This window comes from Streptosporangiales bacterium (assembly GCA_009379955.1).
GTDB lineage: Bacteria > Actinomycetota > Actinomycetes > Streptosporangiales > WHST01 > WHST01.
This window is the reverse complement of the sequence record WHST01000116.1, coordinates 1-21,250: the sequence shown is the minus strand read 5'-3', so window position 1 is coordinate 21,250 and position 21,250 is coordinate 1. Positions and strand designations below refer to the sequence as shown.

Sequence of the window (21,250 nt, the reverse complement as noted above, 5' to 3'; positions counted from 1 at the left end):
CGTCCCCGTGCTGTCGATCGGCGACCGGATCAGCCACGACCGGTTCGGCATGGGCCAGGTCATCGCCGTGTCCGGCCACGACGACAAGGCGCAGGCGAAGATCTACTTCGGCGACGACGTGGGGGAGAAGACCTTCATCCTCCGCTACGCCCCCATCCAGAAGCTCTAGGAGGCTGCTGAGGTCCCGTCCACGGGCTAGTCTCGTGAGATCGGGTCGATGAGCGAGGAGTGGACCGGTGAGCGGCAGGATCAGGATCGTCGTCGGCAAGCCGGGGCTCGACGGCCACGACCGGGGCGCCAAGGTCGTCGCGCGGGCGCTGCGCGACGCCGGCATGGAGGTCATCTACACCGGTCTCCACCAGACGCCCGAGCAGATCGTCGAGGCGGCGATCCAGGAGGACGCCGACGGCATCGGGCTGTCCGTGCTCTCCGGCGCGCACATGACCCTGTTCAAGCGGCTGTCCGAGCTGCTCGCCGAGCGGGAGGCGTCCGACATCGTCGTCTTCGGCGGCGGCATCATCCCCGAGGCCGACATCCCCGAGCTGGAGCGGATCGGCGTGGCCAGGATCTTCGGTCCCGGCGCCACCACCACCGACATCGTGACCTGGGTACGCGCGAACGTCGGCGCGGACGCCCGCACCGTCGAGTCCTGAGGATCGGTCCGATGCCGGACACACCGCACCGCTACGTCTCCGACGAGGAGGACAGCGCCCGCTGGACGGACTTCCCGTTCCGCGAGGGCGACGTCGTGATCAGCACCAGGTCGAAGAGCGGGACGACCTGGATGCAGATGATCTGCGCGCTGCTCGTCTTCCAGCGCGTGGAGCTGCCCGAGCCGCTCGGCGCGCTCTCACCGTGGATCGACCACCTCGTCACGCCACGCGAGGACGTGCTCGCGCGGCTGGCGGCCCAGCGGCACCGGCGGTTCATGAAGACGCACACCCCGCTCGACGGGGTGCCGCTCGACCCGCGTGCCATGTACATCGTCGTCGCGCGGCATCCGCTCGACATGGCCGTGTCGCTCTACCACCAGGGCGACAACATCGACCGCGAGCGGCTGCGCGAACTGACCGGTGCCGCCACGCCGAGTACGCCGCCGCCCCCGCGCCGGCCCGTCCGCGACTGGCTGCTCGCGTGGGTGGCTTCCGAGGCCGACCCGCGGGAGTCGATGGACTCCCTGCCCGGGGTGATGTGGCACCTGTCCGATGCCTGGGCCAGGCGGGACGAGCCGAACGTCGTCCTCGTCCACTACGACGACCTGTCCGCCGACCTCGACGGTGAGATGCGCCGCATCGCCGCACACCTCGGCATCGAGGTGCCCGACGACATGTGGCCTGACCTCGTGCGCGCGGCCACGTTCGACCAGATGAAGGGCAACGCCGAGGCGCTGCTGCCCACCAGGAGCGGTGTGCTCAAGGACCCGGCCGCGTTCTTCCGGCAGGGCCGGTCGGGAGCGGGACGCGACCTGCTGACCCCCGAGGAGCGCGCCGCGTACCGGGCGCGAACGGCGCGGCAGGCACCGCACGACCTGCTGACCTGGCTCCACCGCGAGTGACGTGAGGCGTCAGCGCCGGTCAGCTGCTAGGGCGGCGGTGCGGCTTCTTGACGACCACGAAGACGATCGCTGCGGCGGCGAGCAGCGAGATGATCGGGTGCGAGGTGATCAGGCCGGTCAGCCAGGAGAGGCCGACGAGCGACGCGATCACCAGCGCCACGATGGCGACGATCTTCCCCGCGCTCGTGCTCTGCTTCCGCGGCGGCGCGGCCGGCGCGCTGGGAGCGACCGTCGAGCCCACCTGCGAGCGGGGCAGGTCGGCGACCAGTGCGGTCAGCTCGTGGGTGTACGTGGAGCGGTAGGCGTTGTCCATGCGGTGGTTGAACTCCGCGTAGCCGAGGACGCCCTTCTCGTAGAACATGCGCAGGTCGGCGACCGTGCGTTCCCTGTCGCTGTCCGCGGCGCGTAGGCCACCTGCCGGGGCGGTGCCGGTGGTGGGACCGGCCTGCTGTGTTGTCATTGTCGACCTCCTGGCGGCAAGCCTCGCAGCCGTGGCCCGGCCTGACGTCCGGGAACGACCCTGACCGCACCCTGAGCCGGTGCTCAGAACCGTCCGAGGTCAGAACCACAATCGCGCGACAGCGTCGCGGGCGACGAGGAACCCGGCGATGGCGAGCACCCAGCCGGTCGCTCCCGCGGCGTGCCGAGTCATCCACGCGTTCAGCCGGACCAGCAGTGCCAGGCACGCAAGCGACGCCAGCAGTCCCGCGCTCATCCGGTGTGCCCTCCCCTTGCGTCGGTGAGGAGGCGGTCGAGGTACGCCTGGAGCGCCCTCCGGCGAGACCGCGGCCGGATCACCGAGCATGGCAGGCCGCGGCCCGGGAGTCCCGGGACGAGCCGCCCCCGCTACCCTCACCAAGGTGCCGCGCGCGGCGGGCGTGCGTGGACGTGGACGTGGACGTGACGGAACGGACACCAGTGGATCTTTACGAGTACCAGGCCAAGGAGCTCTTCGCGAAGCACGGCGTACCCGTGATGGAGCAGGCGGTCGTCGAGACCGCGCAGGACGCGCGCGCGGCGACGGAGCGCTTCGGTGGCACCGTGGTCATCAAGGCGCAGGTCAAGACCGGCGGGCGCGGCAAGGCGGGCGGCGTCAAGCTCGCCGAGTCGCCGGACGAGGCGCAGGAGAAGGCCGGGGCGATCCTCGGCATGGACATCAAGGGCCACGTCGTCCGCAAGGTGCTGGTGACGCCGGCCGAGGACATCGCCGAGGAGTACTACTTCTCGTTCCTCGTCGACCGGGGTAACCGCACCTTCCTCGCCATGGCGTCCCGCGAGGGCGGCATCGACATCGAGGAGGTCGCCCGCACCAAGCCCGAGGCGCTCGCCAGGGTGCCGGTCGACGCCGTCGAGGGGGTCGACGAGGCCGCCGCGCGCGACATCGTCACCCAGGCGAACTTCCCCGCGGAGGTCGCCGACGAGGCGGCCGACCTCATCGTCAAGCTCTGGCAGTGCTTCGTCGAGGAGGACGCGAGCCTCGTCGAGGTCAACCCGCTGGTGCGTACGCCCGCGGGCAGGGTCGTCGCCCTCGACGGCAAGGTGACGCTCGACGACAACGCCGGCTTCCGGCACCCCGACCACGCGGCACTCGCCGACGTCGCGGCCAGCGACCCGCTCGAGGTCAAGGCCCAGGAGAAGGGCCTCAACTACGTCAAGCTCGACGGCGAGGTCGGCATCATCGGCAACGGCGCGGGTCTGGTCATGAGCACGCTCGACGTCGTCGCCTACGCCGGCGAGAAGCACGGCGGCTCGCGTCCCGCGAACTTCCTCGACATCGGCGGCGGCGCGTCGGCCGAGATCATGGCCGACGGGCTCGAGATCGTGCTCGGCGACCCGGGCGTGCGCAGCGTCTTCGTCAACGTGTTCGGCGGCATCACGGCCTGCGACGCCGTCGCGAACGGCATCGTCGCGGCGTTCTCGCTGCTGGCCGAGAAGGGCGAGCAGGTCGCCAAACCACTCGTCGTGCGCCTCGACGGCAACAACGCCGACGAGGGTCGCCGCATCCTCGACGAGGCCGGCCTCGCCGGCGTCGAGCGCGTCGACACGATGGACGGCGCGGCCGACCGTGCCGCGGAGCTTGCGGCGGAAGGGGCTCGCTGACATGGCGATCTGGCTCGACGAGAACAGCAAGGTCATCGTCCAGGGCATGACCGGGTCCGAGGGCAGCAACCACACCAGGCGCATGCTGCGGGCCGGCACGAACATCGTCGGCGGCGTGACCCCGAAGAAGGGCGGCCAGAAGGTCGACTTCGACGGCACCGAGGTACCCGTCTTCGACAGCGTCGCCGACGCGATGAGCGAGACCGGCGCCGACGTCTCGGTCGTCTTCGTGCCCGCGAAGTTCGCGCGCGCCGCGATGGTCGAGGCCGTCGACGCGGGTATCGGCCTGTGCATCACCATCACCGAGGGTGTGCCGGTGCACGACACGTCGTACGCGTTCGCGCACAGCCGCGGCGGCAAGACCCGGCTGATCGGGCCGAACTGCCCCGGCATCGCGAGCCCGGGCAGGTCCAACGCCGGCATCATCCCCGCCGACATCACCGAGTCGGGCCGCGTCGGCCTGGTGAGCAAGAGCGGCACGCTCACCTACCAGCTGATGTACGAGCTGCGCGACGTCGGCTTCTCCACCTCCGTCGGCATCGGCGGCGACCCGGTCATCGGCAGCACGCACGTCGACTGCCTCCAGGCCTTCCAGGACGACCCGGAGACCGACGCCGTCGTCATGATCGGGGAGATCGGCGGCGACGCCGAGGAGCGCGCGGCCGCGTACATCGCCGACAACGTCACCAAGCCCGTCGTCGCGTACGTCGCCGGCTTCACCGCCCCCGAGGGCAAGACGATGGGCCACGCCGGCGCGATCGTCTCCGGCTCGTCGGGCACCGCGCAGGCGAAGGCCGAGGCACTGCAGGAGGTCGGCGTCAGGGTCGGCAAGACCCCCAGCGAGACCGCCCGCCTGATGCGCGAGGTCATGGGCGGCTGACCCGCCCGTCCGGCGCGTCTCACCCGTTCGCCGGCGGATGCTTGCGACGATGGCGCGGTGACCGTTGTCGCCGACTCGTCGAGCTCCCGCGCCCGCCGTCGCGGCGGCCGTGACGTCAGGTCACGGCGTGGGCAGCCGACGACGCCGGCGCGGCTGCTCGTCGCGGGCCTGCTGGCCGCGCTGCGCGCGTCGGTGTCCGGCCTCGTCCTGTGCCTGGTCGCCGCCCTGCCGCTCGCCTGGACGGGACCCGACGGGCCGAGCGTGGCAGGCACCGTCGGCCTCGGCGGTGACCTGTGGCTGGCCACCCACCTGGTGCCGCTGAGCTTCCCGCACGGCCCGGTGAGCCTGCTGCCGCTCGGGCTGGCGCTGCTGCCGATCGCGTTCCTCGTGCGGGCCGGGCGTAGGCTCGCCCGCGAGGTCGAGGTCAGCGGCCTGCGGCAGGCCGTCCTCGCCGTGGTCGCTCTCGCCGTGCCGTACGCCTGTGCCGGCGTGCTCGTGGCCGTCTCGACGCTCGCCGGCGCGGAGCACGCCTCGCTGCCGTGGGCGCCGGTCGCGACGTTGCTGTTCGCGCTCGTCGCCGGCGGTGTCGGGGTGCTGCGGGGTGCCGGCCTCGGTGTCCGCGTGGCCGGGCTGCTGCCGGTGTGGTCGCGGCCGACCCTCGTCGCCTCGGCCGGTGCGGCCGCCGTGCTGGTTGCCGGCTCGGCCCTGCTCGTCACGGCGATGCTCGCCGTCCACGTCATCCGCGTCCGCGAGATCACGGCGTCGCTGCACGCCGATGGCCTCGCCGGGGTGCTGTTGTTCCTCGTCGGAGCGGTGTACGTGCCCAACGCCGTCGTCTTCGCGCTCGGCTACGCCGTAGGCCCGGGCTTCTCGCTCGGTGCGGGCACGGTCGTCGCTCCCTGGGGCTACGAGGGCGGGCCGGTGCCGGCGTTCCCCGTGCTCGCCGCCGTCCCGACCGGTGCGCCTCCCGCGCTCGCGTGGTTCGTGCTCGCCGTGCCGGTGCTCGCCGGCGTCGTCGCGGGCACGCTGCTCGTCCGGCACACCCTGCCCAGGTCGCTGCCGCGCGCGGCGCTGGCCGGGTTCCTCGCCGGGCCGGTGACCGGGGGGTTCGTGGCCCTGCTCGCGCTGCTCGGCGGCGGGTCCCTCGGCGGTGGCCGGCTGCTCGAGGTCGGGCCGCCGGCGCTGCTCACCGGTCTCGTCGCCGCGGGTGAGGTGGGCCTCGTGGCGGCCGCGGCGGCGGTCGTGGCCGGCTGGCTGGCGCGCCGTCGGACGGCGGCCGAGTCGCTACCCGATGCGGGTCAGCCGGTTGACGAGGTCGGGCGCGGCGAACGGTAGCCGCGACTCCAGGCCCTCGTCGAGTGCCTTGCGGCAGGTGTCCTGGTCCTGGACGGTGTTCGCGCTGGTCAGGCAGGTCTCGTACGTCGTGAGCGGGGACCAGAACGGCGCCACCAGCAGGGCGGTGGCGATGCCGATCGCGCCGATGGCGATCGCGGTGACCGTGCCGGGAGCGGTGCCGCCCGAGCGCTTGGCGTTGCGCCTGGCGAGGATGCCGGAGACCAGGGCGCCGATACCGAGGATCGGGGTCGCGACGAGCGCCGGCATCGTCGGCAGGACCAGGACGGCCAGGGGCGTCGCGCAGGCGAACACGACGGCCACGGCGCCGTGGCGGCTCTTGGCCTTGTCGTCCGTACGGGACCGGCCGTCGCCGCCTCGGCGTCCGTCGTCGGATCCGGTCACCCTGTCTACCTCCGTCTGCTCCCGCTCGCGAACGTCTCACGCTACCGCCCTAAGGTGTGGACCAGGAACGGCGGATCGAGGAGAAGCGGTGTCCGGGAGACTCGTCGTGCTCGTCTCGGGCACGGGAACCATCCTGCAGGCGGTGCTCGACGCCTGCGCCGACCCCGGGTACGGCGCGCAGGTCGTCGGCGTCGGGGCCGACCGGTCCGGTGTGCCCGCGCTCGACCGCGCGGAGGCCGCCGGGGTGCCCGTCTTCGTCCGCCGGGTCCAGGACTACCCCGACCGCGACGCGTGGGACGCCGCGCTGACCGACGCCGTCGCGTCGTACGAGCCCGACCTCGTCGTGCTCGCCGGGTTCATGAAGCTGACCGGCAAGGCGTTCCTCGGACGCTTCGGCGGCCGCACCATCAACACCCATCCGGCGCTCCTGCCGTCGTTCCCCGGCATGCAGGGCCCGCGCGACGCGCTGGCGCACGGCGTGAAGGTCAGCGGCTGCACGGTCTTCGTCGTCGACGAGGGTGTCGACGGCGGCCCGATCATCGCGCAGGCCGCGGTGCCGGTGCTGGAGGCCGACACCCCCGAGTCGCTGCACGAGCGCATCAAGAGCATCGAGCGCAACGTCATCGTCGAGACCGTGGGTCGAATGGTCCGCGAGGGCTGGACCGTCGAGGGCAGGAGGGTGACCATCCCGTGAGCGCCGGCACCATCGCGATTCACCGTGCTCTCGTGAGCGTGTACGACAAGACGGGGCTGGAGGAGCTGGCCCGCGGGCTGGCCTCGCACGGCGTCGAGATCGTCTCCACCGGCTCCACCGCCGCGCGGATCGAGGCGGCCGGGGTCGCGGTCACCAGGGTCGAGGACGTCACCGGCTTCGCCGAGTGCCTCGACGGCCGGGTGAAGACGCTGCACCCGGGCGTCCACGCGGGCCTGCTGGCCGACGTCGACCTGGCCGAGCACCGCGCGCAGCTCGACGATCTCGGCATCGCGCCGTTCCAGCTGCTGGTGTCGAACCTCTACCCGTTCACCGAGACCGTGCGCTCGGGGGCGTCGCCCGAGGAGTGCGTCGAGCAGATCGACGTCGGCGGCCCCGCGATGGTCCGTGCCGGTGCCAAGAACCACGGCTCGGTCGCCGTCGTCGTCGATCCCGCGCGCTACGCCGACGTCCTCGCGGCGGTCGGGTCCGGCGGCTTCACGGCGGAGCAGCGCAGGCGGCTCGCGACCGACGCCTTCGCCCACACCGCGTCGTACGACGTCGCCGTCGCGTCGTGGCTCGGCAGCGTCCGCGGGCCGACCGACGACGGCACCGGGTTCCCGGCGTGGGTCGGCGCCACCTGGGAGCGTGGCGCGGTGCTGCGCTACGGCGAGAACCCGCACCAGCGCGCGGCCCTGTACCGCCATGGACGCCCGGGCCTCGCCTCGGCCGAGCAGTTGCACGGCAAGGAGATGTCGTACAACAACTACGTCGACGCCGACGCAGCCAGGCGGGCGGTGTACGACTTCGCCGAGCCGGCCGCCGCCGTGGTCAAGCACACCAACCCGTGCGGCCTCGCGATCGGCGCCGACGTCGCCGAGGCGCACCGCGGGGCGTACGCGTGCGACCCGGTCTCGGCGTTCGGCGGCGTGATCGCCGTCAACCGCCCGGTCACCCTCGCCATGGCGGAGCAGGTCGCCGAGGTCTACACCGAGGTGCTCGTCGCGCCCGACTTCGACGACGGTGCGGTCGAGCTGCTGGCGCGGAAGAAGAACATCCGGCTGCTCCGGTGCCCGGCCGACGCCCACCCGGAGCCGATCGAGTTCCGCCCGGTGAGCGGCGGCATGCTGCTGCAGACCGTCGACCGGGTGCGGGCGCCGGGCGACGACCCGGCCACCTGGACCCTGCGGGCGGGGGAGCCGGTCGACGACGCGGTGCTCGCCGACCTCGCGTTCGCGTGGCGGGCGATCAGGGCCGTGAAGTCCAACGCGATTCTGCTCGTCACCGGTGGAGCGACCGTCGGCGTCGGCATGGGCCAGGTCAACCGCGTCGACTCCGCGCGACTGGCCGTCTCACGCGCGGGCGAGCGGGCACGCGGTGCCGTCGCCGCGAGCGACGCGTACTTCCCGTTCGCCGACGGCCTGCAGGTGCTGATCGACGCGGGCGTGCGTGCCGTCGTCGAGCCGGGCGGCTCGGTCCGCGACGACGAGGTCGTCGCCGCCGCGCAGGCCGCGGGCGTCCCCCTGTACTTCACCGGAGTGCGCCACTTCCTGCACTAGCCTCCTAGGCGCAGGCCTCCAGGAGCGCGGCGATGGTGGCGGCCGCCTTCGCGGGGTGCAGGGGGCGGTCGGTCTCGTCGGTCACGTAGACCGTGTCGACGGCCTGGCCGGCGTGGGTCTCCACGTGCGCCGACCGCACCCGGACGTCGAGTGCGTGCAGTGCCGCGCCGAGGTCGTGCAGCAGCGCGGGACGGTCGGACGCCCGCACCTCGAGCACGGTCGCGGTGTCCGACGCCCCGGGCACGAGGAACACCCGGGCCGGTGGACCGGCGGTGGGGTGCCGGGTGGAGTCGCGGCGGCGGAGCCGGCGCAGCGGTGACCGGTCACCGGCCGCGAGGCGCCGGAGCTCCTCCGCGAGCAGCGTCGCGTCCGGCGGACGTCCGTCGTTCGACTCCGTCCGCCAGGTGTCCGCCGCGACGCCGTCGCGCGTCGTGACCCGCGCCGCGAGGACGGTGAGACCGTGCGCGGCGAGCAGCCCGGCGACGTCGGCGAACAGCCCGGGCCGGTCGGCGGCCACTACCGTCACGGCGTGCACCGGCTCGTCGGTCTCGACGTGTACGCGCGGGCCGGGGACGGCGGATGCGAGGGGGGCCGCGGGCGGGTCGGGCTCCGGCGGCGGTGTCCTGTCGTCGGCGAGCGAGGTCCGGGCGAGCCGGGTGAGCTCGTCGATGAGCCGGGACCGCCAGGACGTCCACGCGAGCGAGCCGGCGGCGCAGGCATCCGCCTCGGTGAGCGCGCGGAGCAGGTCGAGGACGTCGGGACGCCGGTCGACGGCGGCGAGCAGGGCGTCGAGGGTGCGCGGGTCGTTCGCGTCGCGCCGGGTGGCGAGCTCGGCGAGGGTCAGGTGCTCCCTGACGAGCATCGCGACGACGGCGACGTCGCGGGCGGGCAGCCCGATCCGGTGGCAGATCGTCGCGGCGATCGGCGCCCCGGCAATCGAGTGGTCGGCGCTGCGCGGCAGCTTGCCGATGTCGTGCAGCCAGGCCGCGAGCAGCAGCAGGTCGGGTCGCTCGACGTCGCGCAGGTGCGAGCGCGCGTACACCGCGGTCTCGATCAGGTGCCGGTCGACGGTGTGCCGGTGGACGGGGTTGCGCTGCGGCCGGCAGCGCACGGCCGTCCACTCCGGCAGCCACCGTGCGGGGAAGCCGGCCTGGTCGAGCGCCTCCCACACCGAGATGAGCGCGGGGCCCGTCGCGAGCAGGTCGAGCAGGGCCTCGCGCGCCGCGGTCGGCCAGGGCGCGGGCATCGGCGGGCAGCGCTCGGCGAGCGTGGTGAGCGTGGCCTCTGCCGGACGCAGTCCGCGCCGCGCGGCGGCTGCCGCCACCCGCAGCGGCAGGACGGGGTCGGTCTCGGGACGGACGCCACGGCCGAGGACGACCTCGCCGGCGTGCTCGGCGACGCCGTAGCCGAGCAGCCGTACCTTCGGCCCACGCGGGGAGCGTCGCTGCGGTGGGGTGACGGCCTGCCGCGCCCGCCGCAGCGTGGCGTCGAGCGCGTGCGTGATGCGCCGGCTCGCGTCCGACACCGCCCGCAGGGTCTCGTCGGCGTTGCCGAGGCCGAGCAGCGCGCCCACCGCGTGCTGGTCGCCCTGGGTCAGCCGGGCGCCGCGCCGTCCCGTGACGAGCTGCAGCGCGTCACGGACGTCCACGAGCCGGTCATACGCCTCGTCGACCGGCGCGTGCGGCCGGTCGGCGAGCCAGGTGGCGGTCAGGGCCTTGAGGACGAGCGCGTCGCGCAGCCCGCCGCGGCTCTCCTTGAGGTCGGGCTCGAGGAGGTGCGCCGCGTCACCGCTGCGGCGCTCCCGCTCCTGCAGATCGGCCTCGAGCTGCTGCAGCCAGTGGCGGACGCCGAACCGCCAGCGCGACAGCAGCCGGTCCCTCGTGGCGGCGACGAGCTGCTCGTCCCCGGCGAGGAGCCGGAGATCGAGCAGCCCGACCGTCGCCGCCACGTCCGTCTCGACCACCTCGCGGCACTGGGCGGGCGTGCGTACCGCGTGGTCGAGCGCCAGCCCCGCGTCCCACACGGGATACCAGAGCCGTTCGGCGAACGTGGCGAGCCGTTCCTCGTCGAGGACCCGGCCGTCGTGCAGGAGCACCAGGTCGAGGTCGCTCGCCGGGCCGGCGTCACGCCGGGCGAGCCCGCCGACGGCGGTCAGGGCGACGCCCGGCCCGCCGCCGGGGAGCACGTCCGCCGTGACCTCCGACCACAGCTCGCGCAGCCACTCCTCGACGCGCTCGGCGATGATCTCGCCGCGCCGCGGTGCGGGCACGAGCCTGCCGCCCGCGACGGCGAGGTGACGCAGGACCTGCGGGAGGTCCCGACCCGGTGACGCCTCGGATGCCTCGAGGCGCACCGTCATAGCGCCCCCCGCGACCGCTTCCTCGCTCCCCTCCGGCAGGTGCCGCGACGGCCGTCTGCCGTGTCGAGGTGTGCGCCGCGGCCCCTACCTCCGGCTCGCTCGTCAGCTCCTTCGCTCATAGCGCGTCGACGCCGCGTTCGCCCGTCCGTACGCGTACGACGTCGTCGACGGGGACGGTCCAGACCTTCCCGTCGCCGATGCTCCCCGTACGCGCCGCGGTCACGAGGACGTCGACGACGTGGCTGACGTCCCCGTCGTCGACGAGGACCTCGATCCTGATCTTGGGCAGCAGGTCGACGCGGTACTCCGCGCCGCGGTAGACCTCGGTGTGACCCCGCTGGCGGCCGTAGCCGCTGGCCTCGCTCACGGTCATGCCCTGGACGCCGAACGATTCCAGCGCCTTCTTCACGTCGTCGAGCACGTGCGGCTTGACGACTCCGGTGACGAGCTTCATGCGGACACCTCCGTGGACTTCGTCGACGCGGACGCGTTGACCCTGTCACCCGTCGAGTAGCCGGAGCTCGGCGAGCTGGACAGGAAGTCGTACGCCGTCTCCGCGTGGATCGCCTGGTCGACTCCCTCGGACTCGACCTCCTTGGTCACCCGGAAGCCGATCGTCTTGTCGACGAGCATGCCGAGCAGCCAGGCGCACACGAACGAGAACACCATGACGGCACCCGCACCGACGGCCTGCCGCCAGAGCTGGTCGACGCCGCCGCCGTACAGCAGGCCGCTCACGCCCGCGGGTGCGGCGTCGGTGGCGAGGAAGCCGACGCTGATGGTGCCCCAGAGCCCGCCCACGAGGTGGATGCCGACGACGTCGAGGCTGTCGTCGTAGCCGAACTTGTACTTCAACCCGATCGCGCCGGCGCAGAGGCCGCCCGCGATCGCGCCCACGGCGATGGCGCCGAGGGGGCTGACCGCGGAGCACGACGGCGTGATCGCCACGAGCCCCGCGACGATGCCGGATGCGGCACCGAGGCTGGTGGCGTGGCCGTCCCTGATCCGCTCGACGAGCAGCCAGGCGAGACACGCGGCCGAGGTGGCGACGAACGTGTTGACCCAGACGACCGCCGCCGTGCCGTTGGCGGCGACCGCGGAGCCGGCGTTGAAGCCGAACCAGCCGAACCACAGCAGCGCGGCGCCGAGCATCACGAGGGTCATGTTGTGCGGACGCATCGGGTCCTTGCGCCAGCCGATCCGCTTGCCGAGGACGAAGGCCAGGCCGAGCGCGGCGGCGCCGGAGTTGATGTGGACGGCGGTGCCACCGGCGAAGTCGATCGCGGCGAGGTCGTTCGCGATCCAGCCGCCGACCGGCGCGGTGACCTCGTCGAACGAGAACACCCAGTGCGCGACGGGGAAGTAGACGATCGTGGCCCACAGGCCGCCGAACACCAGCCAGGCACCGAACTTCGCCCGGTCGGCGATGGCGCCCGAGATCAGCGCGACCGTGATGCACGCGAAGACCGCCTGGAACACGACGAACGCGGTCGCCGGCACGGTACCGACGAGCGCGTCCTCGGCCATCAGCCCGCGCAGCCCGGCGAACTCCAGCGGGTTGCCGAGCAGGCCCCCGCCGACGTCGTTGCCGAACGCCATCGAGTAGCCGTAGAGGACCCAGAGCACGGCGACGAGTGCCAATGCCCCGAAGCTCATCATCATCATGTTGAGCACGCTCTTGGCGCGCACCATGCCGCCGTAGAAGAACGCGAGACCAGGAGTCATCAGGAGGACGAGTGCCGCGCTCGCCAACAGCCAGGCGGTGTCGCCCGAGTTCATCTCCATGTGTGGAACCCTCACTGCCACGGTCCGGGCACCACGGCCGCTACCGGCCGGCGCGTCCGGACATTCGGACATCGTCGGCGCGCTTCTTCGCCGCGCCTCGACCGATGCTGCCGTGGCCGTGTTTCGTGGGTTCGCGCCCTGTGTTACGGCCTTGTTTCAGCTTCGCCGCCGGGGACGTCCTTGCGCAGACCGGATCACCCGTGATCTCGTCGGGTACCGACATGGAGGTCACCATCGAACACGAGCACTCGCTGCACACGCTGCTCGCGTGGGCGAAGGACGAGCCGCCGGGCACCGAGTTCACCGTGGTGCGGATCTCGTCCGGTGGCCTGTGGGCGTCCGGCACCGGTCTGGGCACCGACCCGATGCCGTACCGGGTCGACTACGAGCTGGCGACCGACGCCGACTTCGTCACCACACGGCTCGGCCTGACCACCGTGGGCGCCGGCTGGCGACGCACCCTCGACCTGTCGCGGGCGCCGTCGGGCGAGTGGTGTGCCCGCACCACCACCGACGGCGAGTCCGCGCTGCCACCGCCGGGAGGCGACACCGGCTCGTTCGGTGACGCGCTGGATCCCGACGTCGAGCTGTCGCCGCTCTTCAACAGCCTGCCGGTGCTGCGGCACCGACTGCACGAGGCCGGCGGGTCGGTCGACCTGTCGATGGTCTGGGTCTCGCTACCGGCCCTTCAGGTCCAGCGTTCACGGCAGCGGTACAGCCACCTGGGCAGGGTCGCCGAGGGACGGGTGGTCAGGTTCGACTCGCTCGACGACGCGTTCACGGCCGAGATCGTGCTCGACGACGACGGCCTGGTCGTCGAGTACCCCGGCATCGGGCGCAGGCTCAGTCGCCGCTGAACATGTCGCCGATGCCGCCGCCACCGCCGCTGCTCCCGGTGGGCACGGTGGGGCCCTCGCTCGGCTGGACGACGACGAAGCCCTGGCCCTGCAGCACGAGCTGGAACATCTCGCCCGAGCCGCCCTTGACGAAGGACTTGAGCCCCTCCGAGCGGTGGATCGACGACTGCAGGGACGTCGACCAGGCGAGGATGGCCTGGGTGTCGACGAACATGGGGGAGTCGGGTGTCACCGGCACGACCATCGGCTTGCCGTGCGCGGTGATCGCCAGCGCGCCCTGCCCCTCGAAGACGCAGTTGAACAGCCCGCCGCCCGCCATGCCGGCACCCTTGACCATGCGGATGTCGTAGGTGAGCGTCGGATCGAACGCGAGGATGCTCTTCCCCGCCACCGTGAGCCCGTCGCCCGGGTCGAGGTTGAGGATGAAGACGTGCTGGGCCTCGTCGGCGAACCACACCTCGCCCCGGCCGCGCACGGTCATCAGCGCCACGCCCTCGCCGGTCACGGCGCGCTTGAGGAACTTGCCCATCCCCTGCGACTTGGTCTCGAGCTGCAGGTTGCCGCGGTACGCCACCATCGCGCCCTGCCGCGCCTGCACCTCGCCGTCGACCGCGTACCTCACGCAGTACGGGTTCTGCAGGCTCATGCCCGCCTGGGTCGCCGGCTGGACGGTGTGCTCGGCGTCGAAGATGTCACTGCGCACGGCGTGCTCCTCTGCCTCAGGTGACGGTCACGCCGATGACGTTAACGTGGTCGGCGTGAGAGAGGGCGGCGCGACGCGATGAGCACAGGAGCTGACGAGATCGACGCCGACCTGCGTCACGTCGACTGGTACGGGCGTGACATCGGCGGCACGCGCTTCACCGGCTGCGACCTCACCGGCGCGACGCTGGAGGAGGCGGTCGGCACCGGCTGCGTCTTCGAGGAGTGCGACTTCACCGAGGTCAGGCTGAACGGGTCGGAGTGGACCGACGCCGCGTTCCTGCGCTGCCGCTTCCGCGGCGCCTCGTTCTTCGGCGCGACGTTGCGCGGCTGCAAGCTCACGGGCTCGCGGTTCGAGGAGACCTGCACGCTGCGACCGCTCCTGGTCGAGGGCGGCGACTGGTCGTACGTCACCGTGCGCCATCAGGACCTGCGCGGTCTCGACCTCTCCGGCGTGCGCATGCGGGACATCGACGTCACCGGCGCCGACCTGCGCGAGACCGTCCTGCGCGACGCCGACCTCGGCAACGCGACGTTCCACGACACGCGGCTGCGCGGCGCCGACCTCCGGGGTGCGCGGCTCCTCGGCGTCGACCTCAAGAAGCTCGAGCTCGACGACGTCCACCTCGACGTCACGCAGGCGGTCCAGCTCGCCATGTGCCACGGCGCGGAGGTCGACTGGGCGAGCTTCGCCTGACCTGGGCGACGCGTGTGGCGGACATCACGTCATCATGGCAGCGGGTCCCCCGGATTCTGCGGTGACTCTGCGGGGTCGGGGCTGCTGCGCCGCGGGTACCTGCCGGTAGGGTCGAATCAGGTCCGTCTGCGAGCGGGGCGACGGTCCCAGCCAACGAGGGTTGGCTGGTCGGGACAGCGTCGGGGGAACGGCCACGAGCCGGCGACGGTCATCTCGGCCAGTACCGGAGGGAGTACGAATGGCAGACGAGTCCAAGGGTCTTGCCGACGTCGTCGCGGCGTCCACCGCGGTGAGCGACATCGACGGGAAGGCCGGCAAGCTGGTCTACCGCGGCTACGACATCCACGACATCGCCGAACGCATCACGTTCGAGGAGTGCGTCCACCTGCTGCAGGTCGGCGACCTGCCGACCGCCGATCAGCTCGAGTCGCTGCGCGGGGAGCTCACGGCGAGTCGGTCGCTGCCCGCGCTCGTCGAGGAGAACGTCGAGGAGGTCGCGCGGGCCGCGGCGCCGATGGAGGCGTTGCGCACGCTCGTCTCGCTGGGGTCCGGGCAGGACCCCGACAAGAACTCGACCGACGAGAAGGCCGAACACCGCAAGGCGATCAGGCTGGTGGCGCAGCAGCCCGTCCTCGTCGCGCGCTACCAGGCGGCGCGGCGCGGTGAGCCGATCCCCGAGCCCGACGCCGAGCTCGGCATCGCGGGCAACTTCCTGCTGCAGATCACCGGTCGCCGGCCGGAGCAGCGCCACATCGAGATGTTCGACGCGTGTCTCGTCATGCACGCCGACCACACGATGAACGCCTCGACGTTCACCGCCAGGGTGATCGCGGCGACGCTGTCCGACATGCACTCGGCCATCGTCGGTGCGATCGGCGCGCTGAAGGGTCCGCTGCACGGCGGCGCCAACGAGGCGGTCATGGCCAACCTCGACGCGATCGGCGACGTCGACGGCGTCGAGGCGTGGACGAGGGCGGAGCTCGACGCGGGCAACAAGATCTCCGGGTTCGGGCACCGCGTCTACAAGGTCGAGGACCCGCGGGCGACGCACCTGCGCGCCATGTCCAAGGAGCTCGGCGAGTCGAGTGGCGACGACCGCTACTACGCGATGTCGAAGCGGATGGAGGACGTCGTCCTCGACACCAAGGGCCTCTACCCCAACGTCGACTTCTTCGCGGCGAGTGTCTACCACTACCTCGGCATCCCCACCGACCTGTTCACCGCGGTGTTCTCGGTGAGCCGGATGGCCGGCTGGACGGCGCACGTCCTCGAGCAGCACGCCGACAACCGGCTGATCAGGCCGGAGAGCGAGTACATCGGCGAGCACGACCGCACCTTCGTCCCGTTGGCAGAGCGCGGCTGAGGCCGGCTCATGACAACTCAGCACGGCGAGACGGGCGGACGGCCGCCCGTCACCCCGCGGCAGGCCGTCCGGGCCCGCCGCGGGTTCCGGGAGTGGCCGATCCTCGTGGTGTGCGTCGGCGTCGCCGCCGGGCTGGCCTACATGGGCATGAACCACTTCAAGCGCGGCTCGATGATCGTCGCGATCTGCGTCTGCGGCGCGGCCTTCCTGCGGCTCGTCCTGCCGCAGCGCGCGGCCGGTCTCCTCGCGGTGCGCGGCCGCATCGTCGACGTGATCGCACTGACGGCCCTCGGCGTCGCGATCGCGATCATCACCTACATCGTGCCGCCGCCCGGCTGACGCGTCCGGCGTGAGGCGGCCCACACCGGTCCGGTGTGCTGCCAGGGCCCCGCACGCGGTAACCTCGGGCGGACATATCTTGATGACGAGAGACCTTTCGACTCATACCCGCGGGCTACGCAAGGAGGCCAGCCATGGCGCGCAAGGGCAAGGTCGCGGTCGTCGGAGCCGGGTTCTACGGTTCGATGACCGCCCAGCGCCTCGCCGAGTACGACATCCTCGAGACCGTCGTCCTCACCGACATCATCGACGGCCGGCCCGAGGGCATCGCGCTGGACATCAACCAGTCGCGCTCGATCGAGGGCTTCGAGACCAAGGTCGTCGGCCAGACCACCGGCCAGGGCGGTGAGGGCTACGAGGCGATCGCGGGCTCCGACGTCGTGGTGATCACCGCCGGCCTGCCGCGCAAGCCGGGCATGAGCCGCATGGACCTCATCGAGGTCAACGCGAAGATCGTGCGCCAGGTCGCCGAGAACGTCGCGAAGCACGCGCCGAACGCCGTGGTCGTCGTCGTCTCCAACCCGCTCGACGAGATGACCGCCCTCGCGCAGCTCGCCACCGGCTTCCCGAAGAACCGTGTGTTCGGCCAGGCCGGCGTACTCGACACGGCGCGCTTCATCCACAACGTCGCCGAGGAGCTCGGCGTCCCCGTCGGGTCGGTCTCGTGCCTCACGCTCGGCTCGCACGGCGACACGATGGTGCCCGTGCCGTCGCGCTGCCAGGTCGACGGCAGGCCGCTGTCCGACCTGATGGCGGCCGGCACGATCGAGCAGATCGTGGAGCGTACGCGTAACGGCGGCGCCGAGGTCATCGCGCTGCTGAAGACCGGGTCCGCCTACATCGCGCCGAGCGCCGCCGCGGCACGCATGGCGAAGGCCGTGGTCGAGGACTCCGGTGCCACGTTCCCCGCCTGCGTGTGGGTCGACGGTGAGTACGACATCTCCGGTGTCTACCTCGGCGTCGTCGCGGAGCTCGGAGCCGAGGGCGTGCGCCGCGTGGTCGAGGTGGAGCTCGACGGCAGCGAGCTCGACGGCCTGCGGGAAGCAGCCGAGGCGGTACGCGCCAAGCAGGCCGACGTCCAGAACCTGTAGGAAGAGGGAAGAGCGCCCCATGGCGAAGATCAAGGTCGAGAATCCGATCGTCGAGCTCGACGGCGACGAGATGACCAGGATCATCTGGCAGTTCATCAAGGACCGCCTGATCCACCCGTACCTCGACGTCGACCTCGAGTACTACGACCTCGGCATCGAGAGCCGCGACAGCACCGACGACCAGGTGACCGTCGACTCGGCCAACGCCATCGAGCGGCACGGCGTCGGTGTGAAGTGCGCGACCATCACCCCGGACGAGGCGCGGGTCGAGGAGTTCGGGCTCAAGAAGATGTGGCGGTCGCCCAACGGCACCATCCGCAACATCCTCGGCGGTGTCATCTTCCGCGAGCCCATCGTCATCTCGAACATCCCCCGGCTGGTGCCCGGCTGGACCAAGCCGATCATCATCGGCCGCCACGCGCACGGCGACCAGTACAAGGCCACCGACTTCGTCGTGCCCGGTCCCGGCAAGGTGACCGTCACCTACACGCCGGCCGACGGCAGCAAGCCGATGGAGCTCGAGATCGCCGACTTCGAGGCCGGCGGTGTCGCGATGGGCATGTACAACTACGACGCGTCGATCCGCGAGTTCGCGCGTGCGTCGTTCAGGTACGGCCTGGAGCGCCGCTACCCGGTCTACCTCTCCACCAAGAACACCATCCTCAAGGCGTACGACGGCAGGTTCAAGGACCTGTTCGCCGAGGTCTTCGAGGCCGAGTTCAAGGAGGAGTTCGACAAGAACGAGCTCACCTACGAGCACCGCCTCATCGACGACATGGTCGCCGCGGCGCTCAAGTGGGAGGGCGGCTACGTCTGGGCGTGCAAGAACTACGACGGCGACGTGCAGTCCGACATCGTGGCCCAGGGCTTCGGCTCGCTCGGCCTGATGACCAGCGTGCTGATGACCGCCGACGGCACGGTGGAGGCGGAGGCCGCGCACGGCACGGTCACCAGGCACTACCGCCAGCACCAGCAGGGCAAGCCGACCTCGACGAACCCGATCGCGTCGATCTTCGCGTGGACCCGCGGTCTCGAACACCGCGGCAAGCTCGACAACACCCCTGACGTGGTCGCCTTCGCGCGCACGCTCGAGCAGGTCTGCATCGAGGCCGTCGAGGGCGGCAAGATGACCAAGGACCTCGCGCTCATCGTCGGCGGCGACACGCCGTTCCTCACCACCCAGGAGTTCCTCGCGGCACTCGACGAGGGCCTCCAGGCGAAGATGAAGGCGTAGGGCTCCTCAGCCCCAGTCGGGGGCGAACGGCGGGTCGATGTAGCGCCTGCGGGTGCGCGAGAGCTCGTCGAGCGCCGCGACGTCGTCGTCGGTCAGGTCGACCTCGAGGGCGGCGAGGTTCTCCCGCCGCCGGCCGGGGTTGGTCGACCGCGGCAGGACGGTGACGTTGCCCTGGCGGGCGAGCCAGGCGATGCAGACCTGTGCGGCGGTCGCGCCGCGCTGCTCGGCGATGTCGACGACGACCGACTCCGACGTCAGGCCCTCGCCGTGGGCGAGCGGGGAGTACGCCGTGATCATCAGGTCGAGCTCGAGAGCCGTGGCGATCAGCTTCTCGTTGCTGAGGTGCGCGTGGTACTCCACCTGGTTGGCGAACAGCTCGGGCGCGTCCTGTAGCACCGGACGCAGCAGGTGGTCGGGGAAGTTCGACACCCCGAACTCGCGGACGAGGCCATCGGCCTTCAGCTGCTGCAGCGCGTGCAGCGCCGGGACCGTCTCGGCGGGGTCGGCCGGCGGCCAGTGCAGGAGCAGCAGCTCGACACGGTCGAGGCCGAGCTGTTTCAGCGACTCCTCGGCGCTCGCCCTGAGCTTGTCGGGCGCGTAGTCGGACATCCAGATCTTCGTGGTGACCCACAACTCGTCCCGGTCGACGCCGCCCCTGCGGATGCCCTCGGCCACCTGTTCGTGGTTGCCGTACGCGACCGCGGTGTCGACGTGCCGGTAGCCGGCGGCGATGGCGTCGGCGACCGTGTCGGTCGCGGTGTCGCCGGTGACCTCCCACGTGCCGATGCCGAGCGTGGGCACCGAGATGCCCCGGATGGTCTTGGTGAACGGGATGCTCATACCCGCGATTGTTCCAGGCGGCTCAGGAGACGGCTGACGGCCCCATCCGGTGCTTCACCTCACCAACGTGGACTTCACCTCGTCCCGGCACGAGGTGAAGTACCTGTTGATCACGTTAACGTGATCAACGGGAGAGGCGTGCCGCCTAGAGGAGCCGTCGCGCCCCCGCGCTCGGTGTCGCGCGGAAGAACCTCGGCGCGGCGAAGTCGCGGCCGGCGAACGCGGCACGGACGGCGCGTTCGACCTCGTCACGCCGGTCATGGGCGATCAGCGCGATCGCGGAGCCGCCGAACCCGCCGCCGGTCATCCTGGCACCCAGGGCGCCCGCCTCCAGAGCCGCCGCGACAGCGGTGTCGAGCTCGGGGCACGACACCTCGTAGTCGTCGCGCAGTGACGCGTGCGACATGGTCATCAGCTGGCCCACCGCCGCGTACTCCCCGGCCCGCAGCAGGTCGACCGTGACGAGGACCCGTGCGTTCTCGGTGATCACGTGCCGCGCCCGGGGACGCAGCCGTTCGTCGAGCGCGCCGATGTCGCCGAGCGACTCCCGCGGCACGTCGCGCAGCGAACGGACGCCGAGCGCCATCGCCGCCTCCTCGACCGACATGCGGCGGTCGGCGTACGCGCCGTCGACGAGCCGGTGCGGCGCCCTGGTGTCGATGACCAGCAGCTCGAGTCCCTGGTCGCCGAGGGTGAACGGCACCTGCTCGGCGTGCAGTGACCGGCAGTCGAGGAACAGCGCGTGCCCGTCGGTGCAGCACGCCGACGCCATCTGGTCCATGACCCCGCTCGGCATGCCGACGAAGGCGTTCTCGGCCTGCTGGCAGAGCAGCGCCAGCTCCGCGCGCCCGAGGTGGAGGTTGTTCAGCTCGCCGAGCGCGAGCCCGACCACGCACTCCAGCGCCGCGGAGGACGAGAGGCCCGCGCCGATGGGCACGTCGCCGCCGACGAGGATGTCGGCGCCCGCGAGGTCGTGGTCGGCGGCGCGCAGCGCCCAGACCACGCCGGCGGGGTAGGCCGCCCAGCCGGTCACCCGCCCTGGCCTGAGGTCGGCGACGTCGAGCTCGACGCGCTCGTCGGTCAGGGTCGACGCGCAGGAGAGGATGCCGTCGTAGCGCAGTCCGACCGCGGCGAGTGCCTGCTGGGGGAGCGCGAGCGGGAGGACGTACCCGCCGACGTAGTCGGTGTGCTCACCGATCAGGTTGACCCGCCCCGGCGCGGCCCACACGCCCGACGGGCGGAACCCGTTGAGCCGCTCGAACGCACCGACGAGCTCCTGCGCGGTGGTCAGGGTCGGCTCGGGAACGCTCACGACGTCACCCTAGTGCCCGGCAGGGGTGAACGTACTTTCGACGCAGGACACTAGTAGTACTTTGTTATGTCGAGTCTGCGGGGGTGGGTGGGCGTGGCAGGACGGGTTGCAGGCAGAGACGGCAAGCGCCGGTCCAGACGCCGAGTAGG

The 21,250-nt window shown here is 71.9% G+C and carries 22 protein-coding genes; 14 read left to right on the top strand and 8 right to left on the bottom strand.

The genetic code is table 11. From position 1 onward, the window contains the following. The 3 genes from GEV10_25895 to GEV10_25885 all read left to right on the top strand — a co-directional run. A partial coding sequence (locus tag GEV10_25895) for a hypothetical protein (protein ID MQA81863.1) occupies positions 1-221 on the top strand: 221 nt, incomplete at its 5' end. Positions 222-236: 15 nt separating this feature from the next. Beyond that, complete coding sequence (locus GEV10_25890) at positions 237-653, top strand: methylmalonyl-CoA mutase (protein MQA81862.1); 417 nt, start codon at positions 237-239, stop codon at positions 651-653. An 11-nt stretch (positions 654-664) separates the two neighbouring features. Further along, positions 665-1,555 (top strand): sulfotransferase domain-containing protein, encoded by an 891-nt coding sequence (locus tag GEV10_25885; GenBank protein MQA81861.1) that lies wholly within the window; start codon positions 665-667, stop codon positions 1,553-1,555. Between the two features lie 19 nt (positions 1,556-1,574). On the opposite strand, the gene GEV10_25880 is transcribed toward GEV10_25885, so the two are convergent. Next, positions 1,575-2,015 (bottom strand): DUF1707 domain-containing protein, encoded by a 441-nt coding sequence (locus GEV10_25880; protein MQA81860.1) that lies wholly within the window; start codon positions 2,013-2,015, stop codon positions 1,575-1,577. Positions 2,016-2,473: 458 nt separating this feature from the next. On the opposite strand from GEV10_25880, the gene sucC reads away from it, so the two are divergent. The 3 genes from sucC to GEV10_25865 are packed head-to-tail and all read left to right on the top strand — an operon-like array spanning position 2,474 to position 5,870. Continuing rightward, on the top strand, positions 2,474-3,655 hold the full coding sequence (gene sucC / locus GEV10_25875; GenBank protein ID MQA81859.1) for an ADP-forming succinate--CoA ligase subunit beta: 1,182 nt from the start codon (positions 2,474-2,476) through the stop codon (positions 3,653-3,655). A gap of 1 nt (position 3,656) precedes the next feature. Next, positions 3,657-4,535, top strand: coding sequence for a succinate--CoA ligase subunit alpha (gene sucD / locus GEV10_25870; protein ID MQA81858.1), 879 nt, complete (start codon positions 3,657-3,659; stop codon positions 4,533-4,535). Between the two features lie 57 nt (positions 4,536-4,592). Beyond that, positions 4,593-5,870, top strand: coding sequence for a hypothetical protein (locus GEV10_25865; protein ID MQA81857.1), 1,278 nt, complete (start codon positions 4,593-4,595; stop codon positions 5,868-5,870). Here the strand turns inward: GEV10_25865 and GEV10_25860 are convergent. Beyond that, entirely contained in the window at positions 5,820-6,137 is a 318-nt protein-coding gene (locus GEV10_25860; protein ID MQA81856.1) for a hypothetical protein, read from the bottom strand. The genes GEV10_25865 and GEV10_25860 overlap by 51 nt on opposite strands. Between GEV10_25860 and GEV10_25855 the strand changes: the two genes are divergently transcribed. Both GEV10_25855 and purH read left to right on the top strand, forming a co-directional pair. Beyond that, positions 6,082-6,966, top strand: a complete 885-nt coding sequence (locus GEV10_25855; GenBank protein ID MQA81855.1) for a phosphoribosylglycinamide formyltransferase — start codon at positions 6,082-6,084, stop codon at positions 6,964-6,966. The genes GEV10_25860 and GEV10_25855 overlap by 56 nt on opposite strands. Continuing rightward, positions 6,963-8,522: a bifunctional phosphoribosylaminoimidazolecarboxamide formyltransferase/IMP cyclohydrolase gene (gene purH, locus GEV10_25850; protein MQA81854.1), complete on the top strand. Its 1,560-nt coding sequence runs from the start codon at positions 6,963-6,965 to the stop codon at positions 8,520-8,522. The genes GEV10_25855 and purH overlap by 4 nt, the downstream gene beginning before the upstream one ends. Before the next feature lie 4 nt (positions 8,523-8,526). Here the strand turns inward: purH and GEV10_25845 are convergent, their stop codons facing one another. From GEV10_25845 to amt, 3 genes are all read right to left on the bottom strand, one after another. Next, positions 8,527-10,881 (bottom strand): [protein-PII] uridylyltransferase, encoded by a 2,355-nt coding sequence (locus tag GEV10_25845; protein ID MQA81853.1) that lies wholly within the window; start codon positions 10,879-10,881, stop codon positions 8,527-8,529. Between the two features lie 115 nt (positions 10,882-10,996). Continuing rightward, a complete protein-coding gene (locus GEV10_25840; GenBank protein ID MQA81852.1) occupies positions 10,997-11,335 on the bottom strand; it encodes a P-II family nitrogen regulator in 339 nt (112 codons plus the stop codon). Beyond that, on the bottom strand, positions 11,332-12,660 hold the full coding sequence (gene amt, locus GEV10_25835; GenBank protein MQA81851.1) for an ammonium transporter: 1,329 nt from the start codon (positions 12,658-12,660) through the stop codon (positions 11,332-11,334). Before amt ends, GEV10_25840 begins: the two co-directional genes overlap by 4 nt. Positions 12,661-12,887: 227 nt before the next feature. Here amt and GEV10_25830 point away from each other — a divergent pair, with 227 nt between their 5' ends. Then, on the top strand, positions 12,888-13,523 hold the full coding sequence (locus tag GEV10_25830; protein MQA81850.1) for a hypothetical protein: 636 nt from the start codon (positions 12,888-12,890) through the stop codon (positions 13,521-13,523). On the opposite strand, the gene GEV10_25825 is transcribed toward GEV10_25830, so the two are convergent. Then, the gene (locus GEV10_25825) at positions 13,510-14,226 is read right to left on the bottom strand and encodes an AIM24 family protein (protein ID MQA81849.1); all 717 of its coding nucleotides are present in this window, start codon (positions 14,224-14,226) and stop codon (positions 13,510-13,512) included. The two genes, GEV10_25830 and GEV10_25825, sit on opposite strands and share 14 nt — an antisense overlap. 78 nt (positions 14,227-14,304) lie before the next feature. Here GEV10_25825 and GEV10_25820 point away from each other — a divergent pair, with 78 nt between their 5' ends. The 5 genes from GEV10_25820 (at position 14,305) to GEV10_25800 (ending at position 18,949) form a co-directional block, all read left to right on the top strand. Beyond that, a complete protein-coding gene (locus GEV10_25820; protein MQA81848.1) occupies positions 14,305-14,922 on the top strand; it encodes a pentapeptide repeat-containing protein in 618 nt (205 codons plus the stop codon). Between the two features lie 238 nt (positions 14,923-15,160). Continuing rightward, positions 15,161-16,285 (top strand): citrate synthase, encoded by a 1,125-nt coding sequence (locus tag GEV10_25815; protein ID MQA81847.1) that lies wholly within the window; start codon positions 15,161-15,163, stop codon positions 16,283-16,285. A 9-nt stretch (positions 16,286-16,294) separates the two neighbouring features. Then, positions 16,295-16,624, top strand: coding sequence for a DUF3017 domain-containing protein (locus GEV10_25810; GenBank protein ID MQA81846.1), 330 nt, complete (start codon positions 16,295-16,297; stop codon positions 16,622-16,624). A gap of 134 nt (positions 16,625-16,758) precedes the next feature. Further along, entirely contained in the window at positions 16,759-17,715 is a 957-nt protein-coding gene (locus GEV10_25805) for a malate dehydrogenase (GenBank protein MQA81845.1), read from the top strand. A 19-nt stretch (positions 17,716-17,734) separates the two neighbouring features. After that, entirely contained in the window at positions 17,735-18,949 is a 1,215-nt protein-coding gene (locus GEV10_25800; GenBank protein ID MQA81844.1) for an NADP-dependent isocitrate dehydrogenase, read from the top strand. A 6-nt stretch (positions 18,950-18,955) separates the two neighbouring features. Here the strand turns inward: GEV10_25800 and GEV10_25795 are convergent, their stop codons facing one another. Together GEV10_25795 and galK are read right to left on the bottom strand one after the other, a co-directional pair. Further along, a complete protein-coding gene (locus GEV10_25795) occupies positions 18,956-19,789 on the bottom strand; it encodes a hypothetical protein (GenBank protein ID MQA81843.1) in 834 nt (277 codons plus the stop codon). A 145-nt stretch (positions 19,790-19,934) separates the two neighbouring features. Then, a complete protein-coding gene (gene galK, locus GEV10_25790; GenBank protein ID MQA81842.1) occupies positions 19,935-21,080 on the bottom strand; it encodes a galactokinase in 1,146 nt (381 codons plus the stop codon). Positions 21,081-21,250 lie beyond the last annotated feature (170 nt).